14 protein-coding genes are annotated in these 15,171 nt (G+C 73.0%); 5 read left to right on the top strand and 9 right to left on the bottom strand.

Annotation, left to right across the window (positions count from 1 at the left end; genetic code table 11):
• Positions 1 to 18: 18 nt before the first annotated feature.
• The gene (locus ACFOSY_RS02210; protein ID WP_394305422.1) at positions 19 to 2,445 is read left to right on the top strand and encodes an MMPL family transporter; all 2,427 of its coding nucleotides are present in this window, start codon (positions 19 to 21) and stop codon (positions 2,443 to 2,445) included.
• 8 nt (positions 2,446 to 2,453) lie between these two features.
• On the opposite strand, the gene ACFOSY_RS02215 is transcribed toward ACFOSY_RS02210, so the two are convergent.
• Positions 2,454 to 3,248: a TetR/AcrR family transcriptional regulator gene (locus ACFOSY_RS02215; protein WP_394305005.1), complete on the bottom strand. Its 795-nt coding sequence runs from the start codon at positions 3,246 to 3,248 to the stop codon at positions 2,454 to 2,456.
• Between the two features lie 231 nt (positions 3,249 to 3,479).
• On the opposite strand from ACFOSY_RS02215, the gene ACFOSY_RS02220 reads away from it, so the two are divergent.
• Positions 3,480 to 4,985: an MFS transporter gene (locus tag ACFOSY_RS02220; protein WP_394305423.1), complete on the top strand. Its 1,506-nt coding sequence runs from the start codon at positions 3,480 to 3,482 to the stop codon at positions 4,983 to 4,985.
• Positions 4,982 to 6,205 (top strand): FAD-dependent monooxygenase, encoded by a 1,224-nt coding sequence (locus tag ACFOSY_RS02225; RefSeq protein WP_394305006.1) that lies wholly within the window; start codon positions 4,982 to 4,984, stop codon positions 6,203 to 6,205. Before ACFOSY_RS02220 ends, ACFOSY_RS02225 begins: the two co-directional genes overlap by 4 nt.
• On the opposite strand, the gene ACFOSY_RS02230 is transcribed toward ACFOSY_RS02225, so the two are convergent.
• From ACFOSY_RS02230 to ACFOSY_RS02265, 8 genes are all read right to left on the bottom strand, one after another.
• Positions 6,148 to 6,840 carry a response regulator transcription factor gene (locus tag ACFOSY_RS02230; RefSeq protein ID WP_394305007.1) on the bottom strand — a complete coding sequence of 231 codons (693 nt, stop codon included), beginning with the start codon at positions 6,838 to 6,840 and terminating at the stop codon, positions 6,148 to 6,150. The genes ACFOSY_RS02225 and ACFOSY_RS02230 overlap by 58 nt on opposite strands.
• Positions 6,837 to 7,043 (bottom strand): hypothetical protein, encoded by a 207-nt coding sequence (locus tag ACFOSY_RS02235; protein WP_394305008.1) that lies wholly within the window; start codon positions 7,041 to 7,043, stop codon positions 6,837 to 6,839. The genes ACFOSY_RS02230 and ACFOSY_RS02235 overlap by 4 nt, the downstream gene beginning before the upstream one ends.
• Complete coding sequence (locus tag ACFOSY_RS02240; protein ID WP_394305424.1) at positions 7,040 to 8,341, bottom strand: sensor histidine kinase; 1,302 nt, start codon at positions 8,339 to 8,341, stop codon at positions 7,040 to 7,042. Before ACFOSY_RS02240 ends, ACFOSY_RS02235 begins: the two co-directional genes overlap by 4 nt.
• Before the next feature lie 164 nt (positions 8,342 to 8,505).
• Entirely contained in the window at positions 8,506 to 9,285 is a 780-nt protein-coding gene (locus tag ACFOSY_RS02245; protein WP_394305009.1) for a succinate dehydrogenase iron-sulfur subunit, read from the bottom strand.
• Positions 9,285 to 11,039, bottom strand: a complete 1,755-nt coding sequence (gene sdhA, locus ACFOSY_RS02250; RefSeq protein WP_006133443.1) for a succinate dehydrogenase flavoprotein subunit — start codon at positions 11,037 to 11,039, stop codon at positions 9,285 to 9,287. Before sdhA ends, ACFOSY_RS02245 begins: the two co-directional genes overlap by 1 nt.
• A 19-nt stretch (positions 11,040 to 11,058) precedes the next feature.
• Positions 11,059 to 11,541 carry a succinate dehydrogenase hydrophobic membrane anchor subunit gene (locus ACFOSY_RS02255; RefSeq protein WP_394305010.1) on the bottom strand — a complete coding sequence of 161 codons (483 nt, stop codon included), beginning with the start codon at positions 11,539 to 11,541 and terminating at the stop codon, positions 11,059 to 11,061.
• A 5-nt stretch (positions 11,542 to 11,546) separates the two neighbouring features.
• A complete protein-coding gene (gene sdhC, locus ACFOSY_RS02260; protein WP_003992514.1) occupies positions 11,547 to 11,927 on the bottom strand; it encodes a succinate dehydrogenase, cytochrome b556 subunit in 381 nt (126 codons plus the stop codon).
• Between the two features lie 260 nt (positions 11,928 to 12,187).
• Positions 12,188 to 12,835 (bottom strand): 2-oxo-4-hydroxy-4-carboxy-5-ureidoimidazoline decarboxylase, encoded by a 648-nt coding sequence (locus ACFOSY_RS02265; RefSeq protein WP_394305011.1) that lies wholly within the window; start codon positions 12,833 to 12,835, stop codon positions 12,188 to 12,190.
• 158 nt (positions 12,836 to 12,993) lie between these two features.
• Here ACFOSY_RS02265 and ACFOSY_RS02270 point away from each other — a divergent pair, with 158 nt between their 5' ends.
• Both ACFOSY_RS02270 and ACFOSY_RS02275 read left to right on the top strand, forming a co-directional pair.
• On the top strand, positions 12,994 to 14,547 hold the full coding sequence (locus ACFOSY_RS02270) for a beta-N-acetylhexosaminidase (RefSeq protein WP_394305425.1): 1,554 nt from the start codon (positions 12,994 to 12,996) through the stop codon (positions 14,545 to 14,547).
• A gap of 108 nt (positions 14,548 to 14,655) precedes the next feature.
• The gene (locus ACFOSY_RS02275) at positions 14,656 to 15,162 is read left to right on the top strand and encodes a hypothetical protein (protein WP_394305012.1); all 507 of its coding nucleotides are present in this window, start codon (positions 14,656 to 14,658) and stop codon (positions 15,160 to 15,162) included.
• Positions 15,163 to 15,171 lie beyond the last annotated feature (9 nt).

Below are 15,171 nucleotides of genomic sequence, written 5' to 3' on the forward strand. Positions count from 1 at the left end.
AGCGGACACGTGGCGGTATTGGCACGCTGGTGCTATCGGCATCGGCTGGTGGTCCTGGTGCTGTGGGTGGGGGCGCTGTTCGGACTGGGCGTGACGGCGAGCGGCGCGGGCACGAACTACGCGGAGGTCTTCTCCCTCCCGGACACGGACTCCAAGCGGGCCTACGACCTGATGCGCACGGCGTTCCCGGAGCGCTCCGGGGACACGGACACCGTGGTGTGGAAGACCGAGGAGGGCACCGTGCGCGACGCGGCGGTGCGCTCCCGGATGGAGACGGCGCTCGCGGAGATCGGGCGCATGGAGGGCGTCGGCGCGGTCGCCGGGCCCTACGACGCGCGGGGCGCGGCGCAGATCAGCGAGGACGGGCGGATCGCCTACGCGCAGGTGACGTTCGCCGAGCAGGCGGACGCGGTGCCGAAGGAGCTGGTGCAGGACGTCGTCGACACGGCGCAGGCCGCGGCGGGCGACGGGCTCCAGGTGGAGCTGGGCGGCCAGGCCGTCGCCCGGGTCCAGGAGCCGCCGACGGGCACGGCCGAGCTGGTCGGCATCCTCGCGGCGGCCGTGGTGCTGTTCGTCGCGTTCGGGTCGGTGTTCGCGATGCTGCTGCCGATCGTGGTCGCCGTGTTCGGTGTCGCCGGCGGCATGTTCGGCACCCAGCTGATCAGCCATGTCACCAACGTCCCCGAACTGGCCTCGCTGCTGGCCACCTTGATCGGCCTGGGCGTCGGCATCGACTACGCCCTGTTCATCGTCACCCGGCACCGGCGGGGCATCCTGAGCGGCAAGGACCCGGAGGAGGCCGCGGTCGCCGCGCTCGACACCTCCGGCCGGGCGGTGCTGTTCGCGGGCGGCACGGTGTGCATCGCGCTCGCCGGGATGCTGGTGACGAACCTGCGGTTCCTGGACGGCGTGGTCATCGGCACCTCCCTGACGGTGGTGCTCAGCGTGCTCGCCGCCGTCACCCTGCTGCCCGCGCTGCTCGGCGTGCTCGGGCACCGGGTGCTCAGCCGCCGCCAGCGCCGCCGGCTCGCCGCCTCGGAGGCGAAGGCGGAGCCGGTGGGCGGGCTCGCGGCGCGCTGGTCGGTGACCGTGCAGCGCAGGCCGCGCGCGGTGGCCGCCGTGGCGGTGGTGCTGATGGCCGCGCTCGCGGTGCCGCTGCTGTCGCTGCGCCTGGGCACCGTGGACCAGGGCAACGACGACGCCTCGACCACCACCCGCAAGGCCTACGACCTGCTCGCCGAGGGCTTCGGGCCCGGCTTCAACGGGCCGCTCCAGGTGGTCGTGGACGGCGCGGCGCCCAGCGGGCTGATCCGGGCGGTCGAGGACACCGAGGGCGTCGCCCAGGTGGCGGCGGCCCCGCCCGCGAACGGGGTCAGCGTCATCCAGGTGGTACCCACCACCTCCCCGCAGGACGTGGAGACGGACCGGCTGATCGACACCCTGCGCGAGGACGTCATCCCCGCCGCGGGCGTCGATGCCCATGTCGGCGGGGTGACCGCGGTGTCGAAGGACTTCGCCTCGGTGACCGGGGACCGGCTGCCGCTGTTCGTCGGCACGATCATCGGCCTGGGCTTCCTGCTCCTGCTGCTGGCGTTCCGTTCGCTGGTGGTGCCGCTGACGGCCGCCGTGATGAACCTGCTGGCGGCGGCGGCCTCGTTCGGCGTGCTGGTGACGGTGGTCCAGTGGGGCGTCGGACTGGACGTGCTGGGCCTCGGCACGGAGGGCCCGATCGCGTCGTTCCTGCCGATCATCATGCTGTCGCTGCTGTTCGGGCTCTCCATGGACTACCAGGTCTTCCTGGTGAGCCGGATGCACGAGGAGTGGGTGCACACCCGGGACAACGCCCGCGCGGTGCGGGTCGGCCTCGCGGAGACCAGCCGGGTCATCAACTCCGCCGCCCTGATCATGGTCTGCGTCTTCCTCGCCTTCGTGCTCAGCGGCGACTACGGGGCCGCCATGGCGGGCGTGGGACTGGCCGCCGCCGTCGCGCTGGACGCGTTCGTGCTGCGCACCGCGCTGGTCCCGGCGGTCATGCATCTGCTGGGGCGGTCCAACTGGTGGCTCCCCGCCGGGCTGGAGAAGCGGCTGCCGCACCTCGCCGTCGAGCCGAAGGAGGACGACGACGCCGCCACGCCCGCTTCCGTACCGGAGGAGACGGCGGGGGACGGGGCGGCCTCGGTGGTGCACGGCTTCGTCCGCACCCCGGAGGGCGAGCCGGTGCGGGGCGCGTCCGTCACGCTGCTCACGCCCGGCGGCCGTCAGCTGGACCGGGTGGTGTCGCTCGCCGACGGGGCGTACATCGTGGCGGTCCCGGCGCCGGGCACCTATCTGCTGGCGGTGTCGGCCTCGTCGTACGGGGCGCGGGCGGCGCACGTGACCGTGGGGGACGGGCCGCACGTGCACGACGTGGAGCTGTCCTCCGGCGAGGTGGACGTCGTCAACTGAGGCCGGCGTCAGCCGGCGTCGGCGGGGCGTCCCTCGCCCTCGTCCGCGGTGTCCTCGCCCCGCCGGCCGGAGGTCTTCCGGCCGGCGGGGTCGGGCAGCGCCCGGGTCATCCCCGGCAGGAACTCCGTGAACAGCTCGTGCACGTCCCGCACCAGCGGGCGCAGCACCCGGAACCGGGCCAGGGCGACGCCCCGCGCGGTGAGCCGGGCGCCCCGCTCGGCGAGCCGGTAGCTGCGCTCACGGCCCTCGGTGCGGTCGAAGATCCAGTACAGGCACAGCCCCATCTGGGACAGCCACATCAACTCGGGCAGGATGTCCCGCAGTTCCTCGGGCACCTTGGCCTTCGTGCCGGCCAGCACCGCCCGTTGCACGCTGATCGCCTCCTGGCGCGCGTGCTCCGACTCCGGCGAGAAGGGGCTGAGCGGGCTGTCCGGGTCGGCGGCGTTCTTGAAGAACTGCACCGCGAACTCGTGGTACGGCGTGGCGATGTCCAGCCACGCCTTCAGCACCCCGGCGAGGCGGGCCTCCAGGTCGGTCTCCCGGGCCAGGATCTCCCGCACCGCCACCTGGTGCTCGACGGCGATCCGGTCGTAGAACCCCTGGATCAGGTGTTCCTTGCCCTCGAAGTAGTAGTACGCGTTGCCGACGGAGACCCCGGCCTCCTTGGCGATCGCCCGCATGGTGGTCCGGTCGTAGCCGCGCTCCTGGAACAGCCGCATGGCCGTCTCCAGGATCAGGGCGCGGGTCTGCTCGGACTTGCTGAGGTGGGCGCCGGGGTCGGGGCCGTCGTTCTTCGCGGGCACGGGAACAGAGCCTAACGTCCGCCGGGCGCGGGCCGGAGGGCGGCGCAGGCGTCACGGCCGGGGGCCGGCGGGGCGGCCGCGCGGGCCGCCGCGTGGTGCTCCCGCACCAGGGCGCCCGTGCCCCTGGTGCGTGCGCACCGGACGAGGACGGTGACGGGTGACGATGCCCGCGGGGGCCGTCGAGCGGAACCGTTGGGGGTGCTCACCAACCCCTACGAGAACGGGACGTCCATGTCCGACACCCTGCTCCGGCCGCCGCGTCTGCGGCGGCCCGCGATCGCCGCCCTCGGGGTGCTGGCGCTCGCCCTGGGCGCGCTCCAGTCCGTGGTGGAACCCGCGCTCCCGCTGCTCCAGCGCGAGCTCGGGCTCGGCCCCTCCGAGGGCGCGCTGGTCGCCAACACGCTGCTCGTCACGGGCGCGGTCCTCACCCCCGTCGCCGGGAAGCTCGGCGACCGCTACGGCGGCAAACGCGTCCTGCTCCGGCTGATGGCCGTGGTCGCCGCCGGCGGACTGCTGGCCGGACTGGCCCCCGGACTGCCGCTGCTGCTGCTCGGCCAGGTCCTCCAGGGCGCCATGGTCGGCGTGCTGCCGCTGTCCTTCATCCTGGTCCGCGCCCATCTGCCGGCCGGGCGCACCCAGGCGGCGATCGGCCTGGTCGTCGCCCTGTTCACCGGCGGCGGCATGCTCGGCATGCTCGGCGCCGGACTGATCGCCGACCACCTGTCCTGGCACTGGATGTTCGTGCTGCCCACCCTCGTGGTCGTCGCGGCGACCGTCCTGGTGGCGCGGCTGATGCCGTCCGACGCGCCCGTCCGGCACGACGAGCGGATCGACTGGCCCGGCGTGGTGCTGCTGAGCGCCACCCTGCTCGCGTTCATGCTCGGCCTCGTCCTGCTGACCGGCGGCGGTCTTCCGCCGCTCGCCGCGGGCGCGCTGCTCGCGCTGGTCGCCGTGCTCGCCACCGCCTGGGTCCGCGTCGAGCGCCGCGCCGTCTCCCCGATGGTCGACCTGCGCATGCTGGCCCGGCCCGCGATGTGGCAGGCGTGCCTGCTCACCTTGCTCGTCACCGTCACCCTCGGCATGGTCACCCTGCTGCTGCCGCAGCTCCTCGCCGTCCCGGGCGACGGCTACGGCTTCGACGCCGACACCACGGACATCGGCCTCTACCTGCTGCCCGGCGCGATCGCCGGGGCCATGAGCGACGCGGTCGGCGGGGTCGCCGCCCGGCGGTTCGGCGCCCGTGCCGTGGTCGCCGTGGCCGCCCTGGCCACCGCCGCCACGATGTTCGCCCTGGCCGCCCAGCACGACGCCGCCTGGCAGCTCGCCCTCGCCAAGACGCTGACCGCCTTCGCCGCGGGCATCGCCACCACCGCGCTGCTGGCGGGCGCCGCCACCGCCGTCGACCCCGGGGACACCGGCATCGCCACCGGCCTGCTCGTCGTCACGCGGGTGATCGGGGTCGTCGTCGGCGCCCAGATCGCGGGCGGGCTGCTCGCGGCCGGGACCGACGCCGGCACCGGGCTGCCCGCCGAGGCCGCCTTCACCACCGGCTTCGCCGTCACCGGCGTCGCCGCGGCGCTCGGCCTGTTCCTCGCCCGCGCCGCTAAGGGCACGCGCGCCTCCCGTTCCGCGCACACCGCGGATTCCGCGCAGCCCGTCGATTCCGCGCAGCCCGTCGATTCCGCGCACCCCGTCGAGTCCGCGCACGCCACCGCGAAGGAAGGAACCCGTTCATGACCACCCCGCGCACCGTCCTGATCTCCGGGGCCAGCGTCTCCGGCCCCGCCCTCGCGTACTGGCTGCACCGCGCCGGGTTCGCGGTCACCGTGGTGGAGAAGGCCGGCGCCCTGCGCGGCGGCGGCTACCCCGTCGACATCCGCGGCACGGCGACCGAGGTGATCCGCCGGATGGGCCTGTGGCCGCGGCTGCGCCAGGTGCACGTCGGCCCCCGGCGCGCCACCTTCCTCGACGCTACCGGCCGCACCGTCGCCTCACTCCGGGCCCACGCCGGCCGGCGCGAGCCCCGCGACCTGGAGATACGGCGGGGTGATCTCGCCGACGCCCTGTACGAACTGGTCCGCGACGACGTGGAGTTCCGCTTCGGCGACTCCGTCTCCGCCTTCGCCCCGGCCGCGCACGGCGTCGACGTCACCTTCCGCAGCGGGCGGCAGGACACGTACGACCTGGTGATCGGCGCGGACGGCATGCACTCGGCCACCCGGGCCGCCCTGTTCGGCCCCGAGGACCGCTACCACCGCTACCTCGCCTACTGCTTCGCCCTCTTCACCCTGCCCAACCCCGGGCGCCTCGACCGTGAACTGGTGCTGTGGAACACCCCGGGGAAGGCCGCCGCCCTCTACGCCACCGGCGACGGCCCCGAGGTGCACGGCTTCCTCACCTTCCACCGGCCGCGGCCCCCGCAGGACGCCCTGCGCGACCCGGCGGCCCAACGGGACCTGGTCGCCGAGGTGTTCGCCGGCGAGGGCTGGGAGATCCCCCGCATGGTGGCCGCCGTGCGCGACACCGACGACCTGTTCTTCGACACGGCCGGACAGATCCGCATGCCCCGCTGGACGCAGGGCCGCGCCGCCCTCGTCGGCGACGCCGCCTACGCACCGTCCTTCCTCACCGGCCAGGGCACCAGCCTCGCGCTGTCCGGCGCCTACGTCCTCGCCCACGCCCTGGCCGCCCACCGCGACCACACGGCCGCCTTCGCCGCCTACGAAAACCGTATGCGCCCGTACGTGACGGCCAACCAGGCGCTGGTCGACGAGGGCGGCGCCACGCTCTTCCCCGTCACCGCCCGCGCCCTGGAGCAGCGCGACGCCCGGCTGCGCACCCTCGACGCCCTGCCCGACGCGCGGCCCCGCCCGGCCCACACGGCCCTGACGCTGCCCGACTACGAGGAGCGTCCGGCCTCGTCCTCCGGGGTGACCCGCGCCAGGCCGGTCCGGTAGGCGATGACGACGAGCTGCGCGCGGTCGCGGGCCTCCAGCTTCGTCATGGCGCGCTGCACATGGGCGCGCACGGTGAAGGGGCTGAGGACCATCCGCTCGGCGATCTCCTGGTTGGACAGGCCGGTCGCCACCAGCGCCACCATCTCGCGTTCGCGCGGGGTGAGTACGGCCAGCCGGCCGGCGTCCTGCGGCGGGGCGCCGGCCGGCGCGGCGAGGAACCGCGCCACCAGGGAACGGGTCGCCGCCGGCGACAGCAGCGTCTCGCCCTCGGCGACCGTCCGGACGGCGTCCGCCAGGTCCTCCGCCCCGATCCCCTTGCCCACGAAGCCGGAGGCGCCCGCGCGCAGCGCCTGCGCCACGTTCTCGTCCGTCTCGTACGTGGTGAGGACCATCACGCGGGTGCCGCGCAGCTCCGGGTCCGCGCAGATCTCCGCGGTGGCGGCGATGCCGTCCGTCCCGGGCATCCGGACGTCCATCACCACGACGCCCGGCCGCAGTTCACGGGCCAGCCGCACCGCCTCCCGACCGTCACCGGCCTCGCCCACCACGGTGATGTCGTCAGTGCTCTCCAGCAACAGCCGGAACGCACCGCGCAGCAACGCCTGGTCGTCGGCGAGCAGCACCGTCAGCGTCATGTCGTCCTCTCGGTCCGGCGGTCCGTGTGCCGCGTCCGCGCGTCTTCGTCGCCCGCGACCGGGTCCCTGGCGGGCGGCAGGGGCATCCGGAAGTCGCCGTGCGGCAGCGCTTGGTGGGCGGTGAGCAGCATCCCCTCGGTTCCGGCGTCCGTCGGCCGCATCCGCAGCCGGAACGCGCCGCGTGGCAGCGCCTTCCGTGTCACGTCGTCCCCTCGGTTCCGCCGTCCGCCCGCCGCGTCCGGCCCTCCTCGCCGGCCGCCGCCGCGTCCCGGGCGGGCGGGAAGGGCAGGTGGGCCGTCACCAGGAAGCCGCCCTCCTTGCGCGGGGCCGCCGTCAGTTCGCCGCCCACCGCAGCGGCGCGTTCCCGTAGGCCGATCAGGCCGTAGCCGGGTGGCCGGTCCGACAGGGCGGGGGGTCCGGACGGGGCGCCCCCGTCGTCGGCCACCGTGACGGTCAGCCGCCCGCCGCCCCAGTCCAGCCCTACCCGGGCCCCGCGCCCGGAGGCGTGCTTGGTCACGTTGGTCAGCGCCTCCTGCACGATCCGGTACGCCGTGAGGTCCACGCCCGGTGGCAGCGCCCGCGCCCGGCCCGTCTCCCGCACCACCACCTCGAGCCCCGCCCGCCGGAAGGACTCCAGCAGGTCCGGCAGCCGCGCCAGCCCGGGCGCGGGGCCTTCCGGCACGCCCGTGTCCCCGTCCCCGGTCTGCCGCAGCAGCCCCACCGTGGCCCGCAGTTCGTCCAGGGCCTGCCCGGTCGTCTCGACGAGTTCGCGCAGGCTGACGCGGGTCTGCTCCGGGCGGCTGTCGACGAAGTGGGCGGCGACCGTGGCCTGCGCGTTGGCGAGGGTGATCTGGTGGGCCACCAGGTCGTGCAGCTCCCGGGCGATCCGCACCCGCTCCTCCGCGACCCGCCGCCGCGCCTCCAGCTCCCTGCTCTCCTCGGCCCGCCGCGCCCGCTCCTCCACGGCCGCCAGATACGCCCGCCGGGTCCGCGCCGCGTGTCCGACCAGCCCCGCGACCAGCGGCGCCGCCGGCACGGACCCTATACGGCTCGCGTCCTGCCAGGAGAGGTCCCCGGCCAGCGGCACGGACCCGGCCAGGAGCGCCACGCCCGCCAGCGTCACCGCACCGGCCGCGCGCCGTTCGCCGGGCACGTTGAGCGTGCAGGCGTAGGCGGCGACCAGGGCGGGCGCGATCACGAGCGGGCTCAGCACCAGGCCGAGGGGCTGGGCCACGAGACCGGCCGCGGTGGTGGCGGCCAGGACCGCCAAGGGCCGCCGGTGCCGCGCGGGCAGCACGGCCGCGGACGCCAGGGCGAGCAGATACGCGGCGAGGGGCGGCGCGGACAGGGCGTCCTCGACCCGCACGGTCCCGCCGAGCAGACAGATCACGAACGCGGCCGCCACGACCGCGCCCTCCCGCCGCCGTCCGGGGCGCGACACCGCCGTACCCGCGAGGTCCGATGTCGGCAGCACGCGGCCCAGCTTAGGGAACCGGTTCACAGGAGTGCGCATACGACCACCTTCGGGTCCCGCCCCCGGCCGGGCATCGTCCTGAGGAACCGTCCCCTCTGGTGCGTACGCACTACACGCGCGCACCCGGACACGCCCGAGGGCCCCGTCTCCACACGGAAGACGGGGCCCTCGGGACCTGCGGGCGGGGCGCCTCAGTAGCGGCGCGTGATGAGCGCGCGCTTCACCTCGGCGATCGCCTTGGTGACCTCGATGCCGCGCGGGCAGGCGTCCGTGCAGTTGAAGGTCGTACGGCAGCGCCAGACGCCGTCCTTGTCGTTGAGGATCTCCAGGCGCTGCTCCCCGGCCTCGTCACGCGAGTCGAAGATGAAGCGGTGCGCGTTGACGATCGCGGCCGGGCCGAAGTACTGGCCGTCGTTCCAGAACACCGGGCACGACGACGTGCACGCGGCGCACAGGATGCACTTGGTCGTGTCGTCGAACCGCTCGCGGTCCTCGGCGGACTGGAGCCGCTCACGCGTCGGCTCGTTGGTGTCCTTCGTGATCAGGAAGGGCATCACGTCCCGGTACGCCTGGAAGAACGGCTCCATGTCCACGACCAGGTCCTTGAGGACCGTCAGGCCCTTGATGGCCTCGATCGTGATCGGCTTCTCGGGGTTGATGTCCTTGATCAGCGTCTTGCACGCCAGGCGGTTCTTGCCGTTGATCCGCATGGCGTCGGAGCCGCAGATGCCGTGGGCGCAGGAGCGGCGGAAGGTCAGCGTGCCGTCCAGATCCCACTTGATCTTGTGCAGACCGTCGAGGACGCGCTCCTTGGGGTCGATCTCCAGCTGGAAGTCTTCCCAGGTCGCCTCCGCCGAGACCTCCGGGTTGAACCGGCGGATCCGGAAGGTGACGGTGATGTAGGGGGAGTCGGCGAAGCCGGGCTCGGGGGAGCCGGCCGCGTCCGCCTTGTCCAGAACAGGGGTAGCCATCAGTACTTACGCTCCATCGGCTGGTAGCGGGTCTGGACGACCGGCTTGTAGTCCAGACGGACGGTCTCGGTGCCGTCGGCGCCGACCTCGCGGTACGCCATCGTGTGGCGCATGAAGTTGACGTCGTCGCGGTTCGGGAAGTCCTCGCGGTAGTGACCGCCGCGGGACTCCTTGCGGGCCAGCGCGGAGACGGCCATGACCTCGGCCAGGTCCAGCAGGTTGCCCAGCTCGACGGCCTCGAGGAGGTCGGTGTTGAACCGCTTGCCCTTGTCCTGGATGGCGACGTTCTTGTAGCGCTCGCGCAGCTCGGCGATCTTCTCGACCGCCGTCTTGATCGTCTGCTCGGTGCGGAACACCATGACGTTGGCGTCCATCGTCTCCTGGAGCTCGCGGCGCAGCTCGGCCACCCGCTCCTTGCCGGTGGAGGAGCGCAGCCGCTCGATCTGCCCGACGACGAGGGACTCCGGGTTCTCCGGCAGCTCGACGAAGTCCGCGGTCTGCGCGTACTCCGCCGCCGCGATGCCGGCCCGCTTGCCGAACACGTTGATGTCCAGCAGCGAGTTGGTGCCCAGACGGTTGGCGCCGTGCACCGACACGCAGGCCACCTCGCCGGCCGCGTACAGGCCGGGGACGACCGTGGTGTTGTCCGCGAGGACCTCGCCCTTGACGTTGGTCGGGATGCCGCCCATCGCGTAGTGCGCGGTGGGCTGGATCGGGATCGGGTCCGTGTAGGGCTCGATGCCGAGGTAGGTCCGCGCGAACTCGGTGATGTCGGGCAGCTTGGCGTCCAGCTGCTCCGGCGGGAGGTGCGTGAGGTCCAGGTAGACGTGGTCGCCCTCGGGACCGCAGCCGCGGCCCTCGCGGATCTCCGTGTAGATGGAGCGGGAGACGACGTCGCGGGAGGCGAGGTCCTTCATGACGGGCGCGTACTTCTCCATGAAGCGCTCGCCGTCCTTGTTGCGCAGGATGCCGCCCTCACCGCGGGCGCCCTCGGTGAGCAGGATGCCCATCCGCCAGATGCCGGTCGGGTGGAACTGGAAGAACTCCATGTCCTCCAGCGGCAGACCCCGGCGGTACACGGCGGCCTGGCCGTCACCGGTGAGGGTGTGCGCGTTGGACGTCACCTTGAAGAACTTGCCGGTGCCGCCGGACGCGTAGATCACGGACTTCGCCTGGAAGATGTGGATCTCGCCGGTCGCCAGCTCGTACGCCACGACGCCGGCGGACTTCTTGACGCCGTCGACCTCGGTGATCAGCTGGTCCAGGACGTAGAACTCGTTGAAGAACTCCACGCCCTCCTTCACGCAGTTCTGGTACAGCGTCTGGAGGATCATGTGACCGGTGCGGTCCGCGGCGTAGCAGGACCGGCGGACCGGGGCCTCGCCGTGGTTGCGGGAGTGGCCGCCGAAGCGGCGCTGGTCGATGGTGCCGTTCGGCGTGCGGTTGAACGGCAGGCCCATCTTCTCCAGGTCGAGGACGGAGTCGATGGCCTCCTTCGCCAGGATCTCGGCGGCGTCCTGGTCGACCAGGTAGTCACCGCCCTTGACCGTGTCGAAGGTGTGCCACTCCCAGTTGTCCTCCTCCACGTTGGCGAGCGCGGCGGCCATGCCGCCCTGCGCGGCGCCCGTGTGGGAGCGGGTGGGGTAGAGCTTGGTCAGCACGGCGGTGCGGCTGCGCTTGGTCGCCTCGATGGCGGCCCGCATACCGGCGCCACCGGCGCCGACGATGACGGTGTCGTACTTGTGGATCTTCATAGTTCTCGCAGCCCCGTGCCTAGCGGATGTTCGGGTCGAAGGTGAAGATCACCAGCGTGCCCAGCAGGATGGTGAACACCGTGGCCGTGTAGAGCAGGCCCTTCAGCCACAGGCGGGTGTTCGGCCGCTCGGCGTAGTCGTTGATGACCGTGCGCAGGCCGTTGGCGCCGTGCAGCATCGCCAGCCACAGCATCGCCAGGTCCCAGACCTGCCAGAAGGGGCTCGCCCAGCGGCCCGCCACGAAGGCGAAGCCGATCTTGGAGACGCCGCCGTCCAGCACCAGCTGGATCAGCAGGTGGCCGATGACCAGGACGACCAGGACGACACCGGACAGGCGCATGAACAGCCACGCGGCCAGTTCGAAGTTGCCGCGGGTGGACTTCGGGGTCTTCTTGGTGCGCTTGCGCGGGGCCTCGATGACCGGCGCCGGGTTGTCGACGGAGTACAGCGAGGCGCCTTCGACGGGGCCGACGCCCGAGGCGGGGGTTTCAGTCGTGGACATCTGCGTCAGCTCCCGAACAGTTCACGAGCGGCGTGGCCGAGGACGGGGTAGATCGCCCCGAGCATCAGCACGACCCACACGGCGACGACGGTCCAGAGCATCTGCTTCTGGTACCGGGCGCCCTTGATCCAGAAGTCGACGGCGATGACACGCAGGCCGTTGAGCGCGTGGAAGAGGATGGCGGCGACGAGGCCGTACTCCAGCAGCGCGACGATCGGCGTCTTGTACGTGGCCACGACGTCGTCGTAGGCCTCCGGGGACACTCGCACGAGAGCGGTGTCCAGCACGTGAACGAACAGGAAGAAGAAGATGAGGACGCCGGTGACTCGGTGAGCCACCCAGGACCACATTCCTTCCCGGCCGCGGTACAGCGTTCCAGCCGGCACGGAAATTTCCTCCGGGAGCGGGGATCGGGGCCGCGCCGGCTTTCCTTGTCGGTCGGGCCCGGCCGGGTACGGTCCACCGGCCCCCAGCATGGTAGCGACGAGTGCCTGCGGCGCTTACAGGGGGCCTGCCGGTGTGATCAAACTTGCACTCGAAAAGGGGGCGGGGGTCAAGCCGCGGCCACGGGGGTGGGGGGTGCGGTTCGTTGCCGGGTGCGGCGTCATTGGGGTTGTTCGCGCCCACGCGGCGGAGCCGCACATCGTTACAGCCCCGCGCCCCTGAGGGCGTTGTTCAAGCGTTCCCTGGCCAGGAGGCGGAGTTGGTCGCGGGTGATCGCTTGTTCGTCGTGGGGATCGTTCGCCAATCGTGACCGGATGTCCTCCAGGACGCGGTCCAGGACCTCGTGCTCGGGGACGCCGTCGAGGCAGATGACGAAGACGTGGCCGAACTTGGCCTCGTAGGCCGCGTGCGCGGCGTTCAGGGCGGTGTGGGCGGCCGAGTAGGCGTCCTCGGGGAGGGAGGGGAGAGGCTCGGAGGCCAGCGCCTCGGCGATCTCCTCCGGGGAGAGGTCGTACGTCGCCTCGTCCGCGGCGGCCAGGAGCGACGCCGGGTCCGGGTAGGGGCGGTGGCCGGCCACCAGCCGGGCCCAGCGGGGGCTGTGCAGGCAGGACAGCAGGGCGCGCTCGGCGTCGGGCCCGGGAGCGTCGTTGAACCACTCCAGCGGGGGCCGGGTTCCGGGCGCGCCGCGGGACTGTCCGGGTATGGCGACTCGGCCGGGGAGGTGGGGGAGTCGGTGCGCAGGCAGCGTGGGTCCTCGTGGGCGTCGCGTGTGTGTCGTTGGCAGATGCTGTGAGAGTTGTGACGTCACGTTATCGAGTGAGTCCGAGACGTGTCCGATCGGTACCCCCATTTCACCCGGACGGCAGAGTTTGAGAACGGCTTGTGGACGCTTCTCACCCGAACGGGTCGTACGTTGGCAGGGTGAGTCGGCACAGGCAGCACGGTCAGCGCGGGCGGCGTCCCGGTGGGCAGGCGGCGGCACGGCGGCGGAGGGTCGCGGCCGTCGCGGTGGCAGCGGGGGCGGTGGTGGTGGCCTCCGGTGTGGGCCTCGGCCTGTGGGCCTCCGGGGACGACGGCGGGTCGTCGTCGGCCGCCCCCTCGTCGCCGTCGCCGACGCCGAGCCCCACCCGCAGCTACCCGCTGTCCGAGGCGCCGCGGACCATACCCGCCGTGCGCGAGCACACGGCCGGGCGCGGCCCCGGCTGGCGGCCCGCCCCCGGCCACCGGGTGGTGGTGTCCGACCCGGCACTGGCCGACGAGGGCCGGCTGACGGCCGAGGAGCTGGGCCTCGCGTACGCGGGGGAGCGGGACGACGAGCGGCCGGGCGACGTGCGCCTGGAGCTGAACCGGGACGCGGGCGCGAACCCGGAGTCGTACACCCTGACCGTGCGCGGCGGGCGGGTCACCGTCAGCGGGCCGGGGGAGACGGGCGTCTTCTACGGCACGCGCACGCTCAAGCAGGAGATACGCGGCGCCGGCGCCGCCCCCGAGGGCGTGGTGCGCGACGAGCCCGCCAAGCCGCGGCGCGGCATGATGCTCGACATCGCGCGCAAGCACTACGGCGCCGGCTGGATCGAGGACCGCATACGCGAGCTGGGCGACCTGAAGTACAACGAGCTCGGCCTGCACTTCTCCGACGACCAGGGCTTCCGTATCGAGTCCGACTCGCACCCGGAGATCGTCTCGGAGGACCACCTCACCAAGACGCAGGTCAAGAAGATCGTCGAGCTCGCGGAGAGCCGGCACATCACCGTCGTCCCCGAGATCGACTCGCCCGGACACCTCGGCGCCGTCATCGACGCCCACCCCGACCTCCAGCTGCGCAGGGCGAACGGCGAGGCGGTGCGCGGCGCCGTCGACATCGCGAACCCGAAGTCCGCCGAGATCGTCGACGACCTGCTCGACGAGTACGCGGACCTCTTCCCCGGCGACCAGTGGCACCTCGGCGGCGACGAGTACCAGGCGCTGGTGGTGTCCGACCCCGAGGCGTCCTTCCCCGGCCTCGCCGCCGCGGCCCGCGAGAAGTACGGCTCCGGCGCCACCGTCGAGGACCTGACCACCGGCTGGCTCAACGACCGCGCCGCCACCGTCCGCGCCCACGACCGCGTCCCGCGCGCCTGGAACGACGGCTTCTTCTCCGGTGGGTCCGTCCAGGCGGACGAGGACATCCGGGTCGCCTACTGGACCGGCAAGGAGATCGGCGCGCGCGAGCCCGCGGAGTACCTGGCCGAGGGCCGCGACGTGATCAACTACAACGACGAGTTCCTGTACTACGTGCTCGGCGAGCCGCTCACCTTCGTCTACCCGACCGGCGAGCGCATCTACGAGCAGTGGACGCCGCGGGTCCTGCGCGGCACCACCCCCGTCCCCGCGAAGTACGACCGGCAGATCCTCGGCGGGTCCTTCGCCATCTGGGGCGACCTGCCCCGCTCCCAGACGCAGGAACAGGTCGCGGCGGGCATCCGGATGCCGCTGCGGGCCCTCGCCCAGAAGCTGTGGGACGCGGGCGAACCGGAGCTGTCATGGGCGGAATTCCGCACGCTGGCGGGCCGTCTCGGCTGACGGATTGCCGCGAACGCCTGCGAACCCCCGGACGGCTGTGGTGATGTTCTGGGCGAGCCGACGGCTCGGCGCGCCGGGCCGGGAACGACATGCGGGGGGAACCGGCACATGGGCTACTGGGGTTACTTCGTCGTGGGCCGCGCGGAGCTGCCACTGGCCGGACGGGACGCGCTGGCCGGCGCGGGCGGGGACCTGACCCTGCGCACCGAGGCCCCGGACGGCTGGCAGGTGTGGGAACTGCCGGGCCGCGAGGGCGAGCTGGGCAGCATGAACGAACTGGCGCGGGAGACCGGCGCGCCCGCCCTGTTCGGGTACGTGATGGACGGCGCGTGCGTGGCGGTGGAGGCGGCGTCCCCGGAGAGCGGGGTATGGACGGCCTGTCTCGGCCGGGACGCGATGGCCGGCTACCTCGACGGGCGGCAGGAGGGCCTCACCGTCGACGACTACTTCCTCGAACCCGCCGACGCGGCCGAGCGTGCCGTCCTCTGGGCCGAGGAGGCCGGGCGCACGGTCGCCGCCGAGGACGTCCTCCAGGTGCTGACCGCGGACCCCGGGCCGATGGCCGAAAACGTTTTCTTCCAGCTGCTCGACCGGTTGGGCGTGGTGCCCGAGTGACACTCCCGG

Source organism: Streptomyces lusitanus (assembly GCF_042647945.1).
Classification (GTDB): Bacteria; Actinomycetota; Actinomycetes; order Streptomycetales; family Streptomycetaceae; genus Streptomyces; species Streptomyces pseudogriseolus.

Coding starts and splice junctions, on each gene's coding strand:
- ACFOSY_RS02265 (WP_394305011.1), bottom strand. CDS start 12,835: ATGGGGGTACCGATCGGACACGTCTCGGACTCACTCGATAACGTGACG.
- sdhA (WP_006133443.1), bottom strand. CDS start 11,039: ATGAAGATCCACAAGTACGACACCGTCATCGTCGGCGCCGGTGGCGCC.
- ACFOSY_RS02220 (WP_394305423.1), top strand. CDS start 3,480: ATGTCCGACACCCTGCTCCGGCCGCCGCGTCTGCGGCGGCCCGCGATC.
- ACFOSY_RS02255 (WP_394305010.1), bottom strand. CDS start 11,541: ATGTCCACGACTGAAACCCCCGCCTCGGGCGTCGGCCCCGTCGAAGGC.
- ACFOSY_RS02225 (WP_394305006.1), top strand. CDS start 4,982: ATGACCACCCCGCGCACCGTCCTGATCTCCGGGGCCAGCGTCTCCGGC.
- ACFOSY_RS02245 (WP_394305009.1), bottom strand. CDS start 9,285: ATGGCTACCCCTGTTCTGGACAAGGCGGACGCGGCCGGCTCCCCCGAG.
- ACFOSY_RS02275 (WP_394305012.1), top strand. CDS start 14,656: ATGGGCTACTGGGGTTACTTCGTCGTGGGCCGCGCGGAGCTGCCACTG.
- ACFOSY_RS02230 (WP_394305007.1), bottom strand. CDS start 6,840: ATGACGCTGACGGTGCTGCTCGCCGACGACCAGGCGTTGCTGCGCGGT.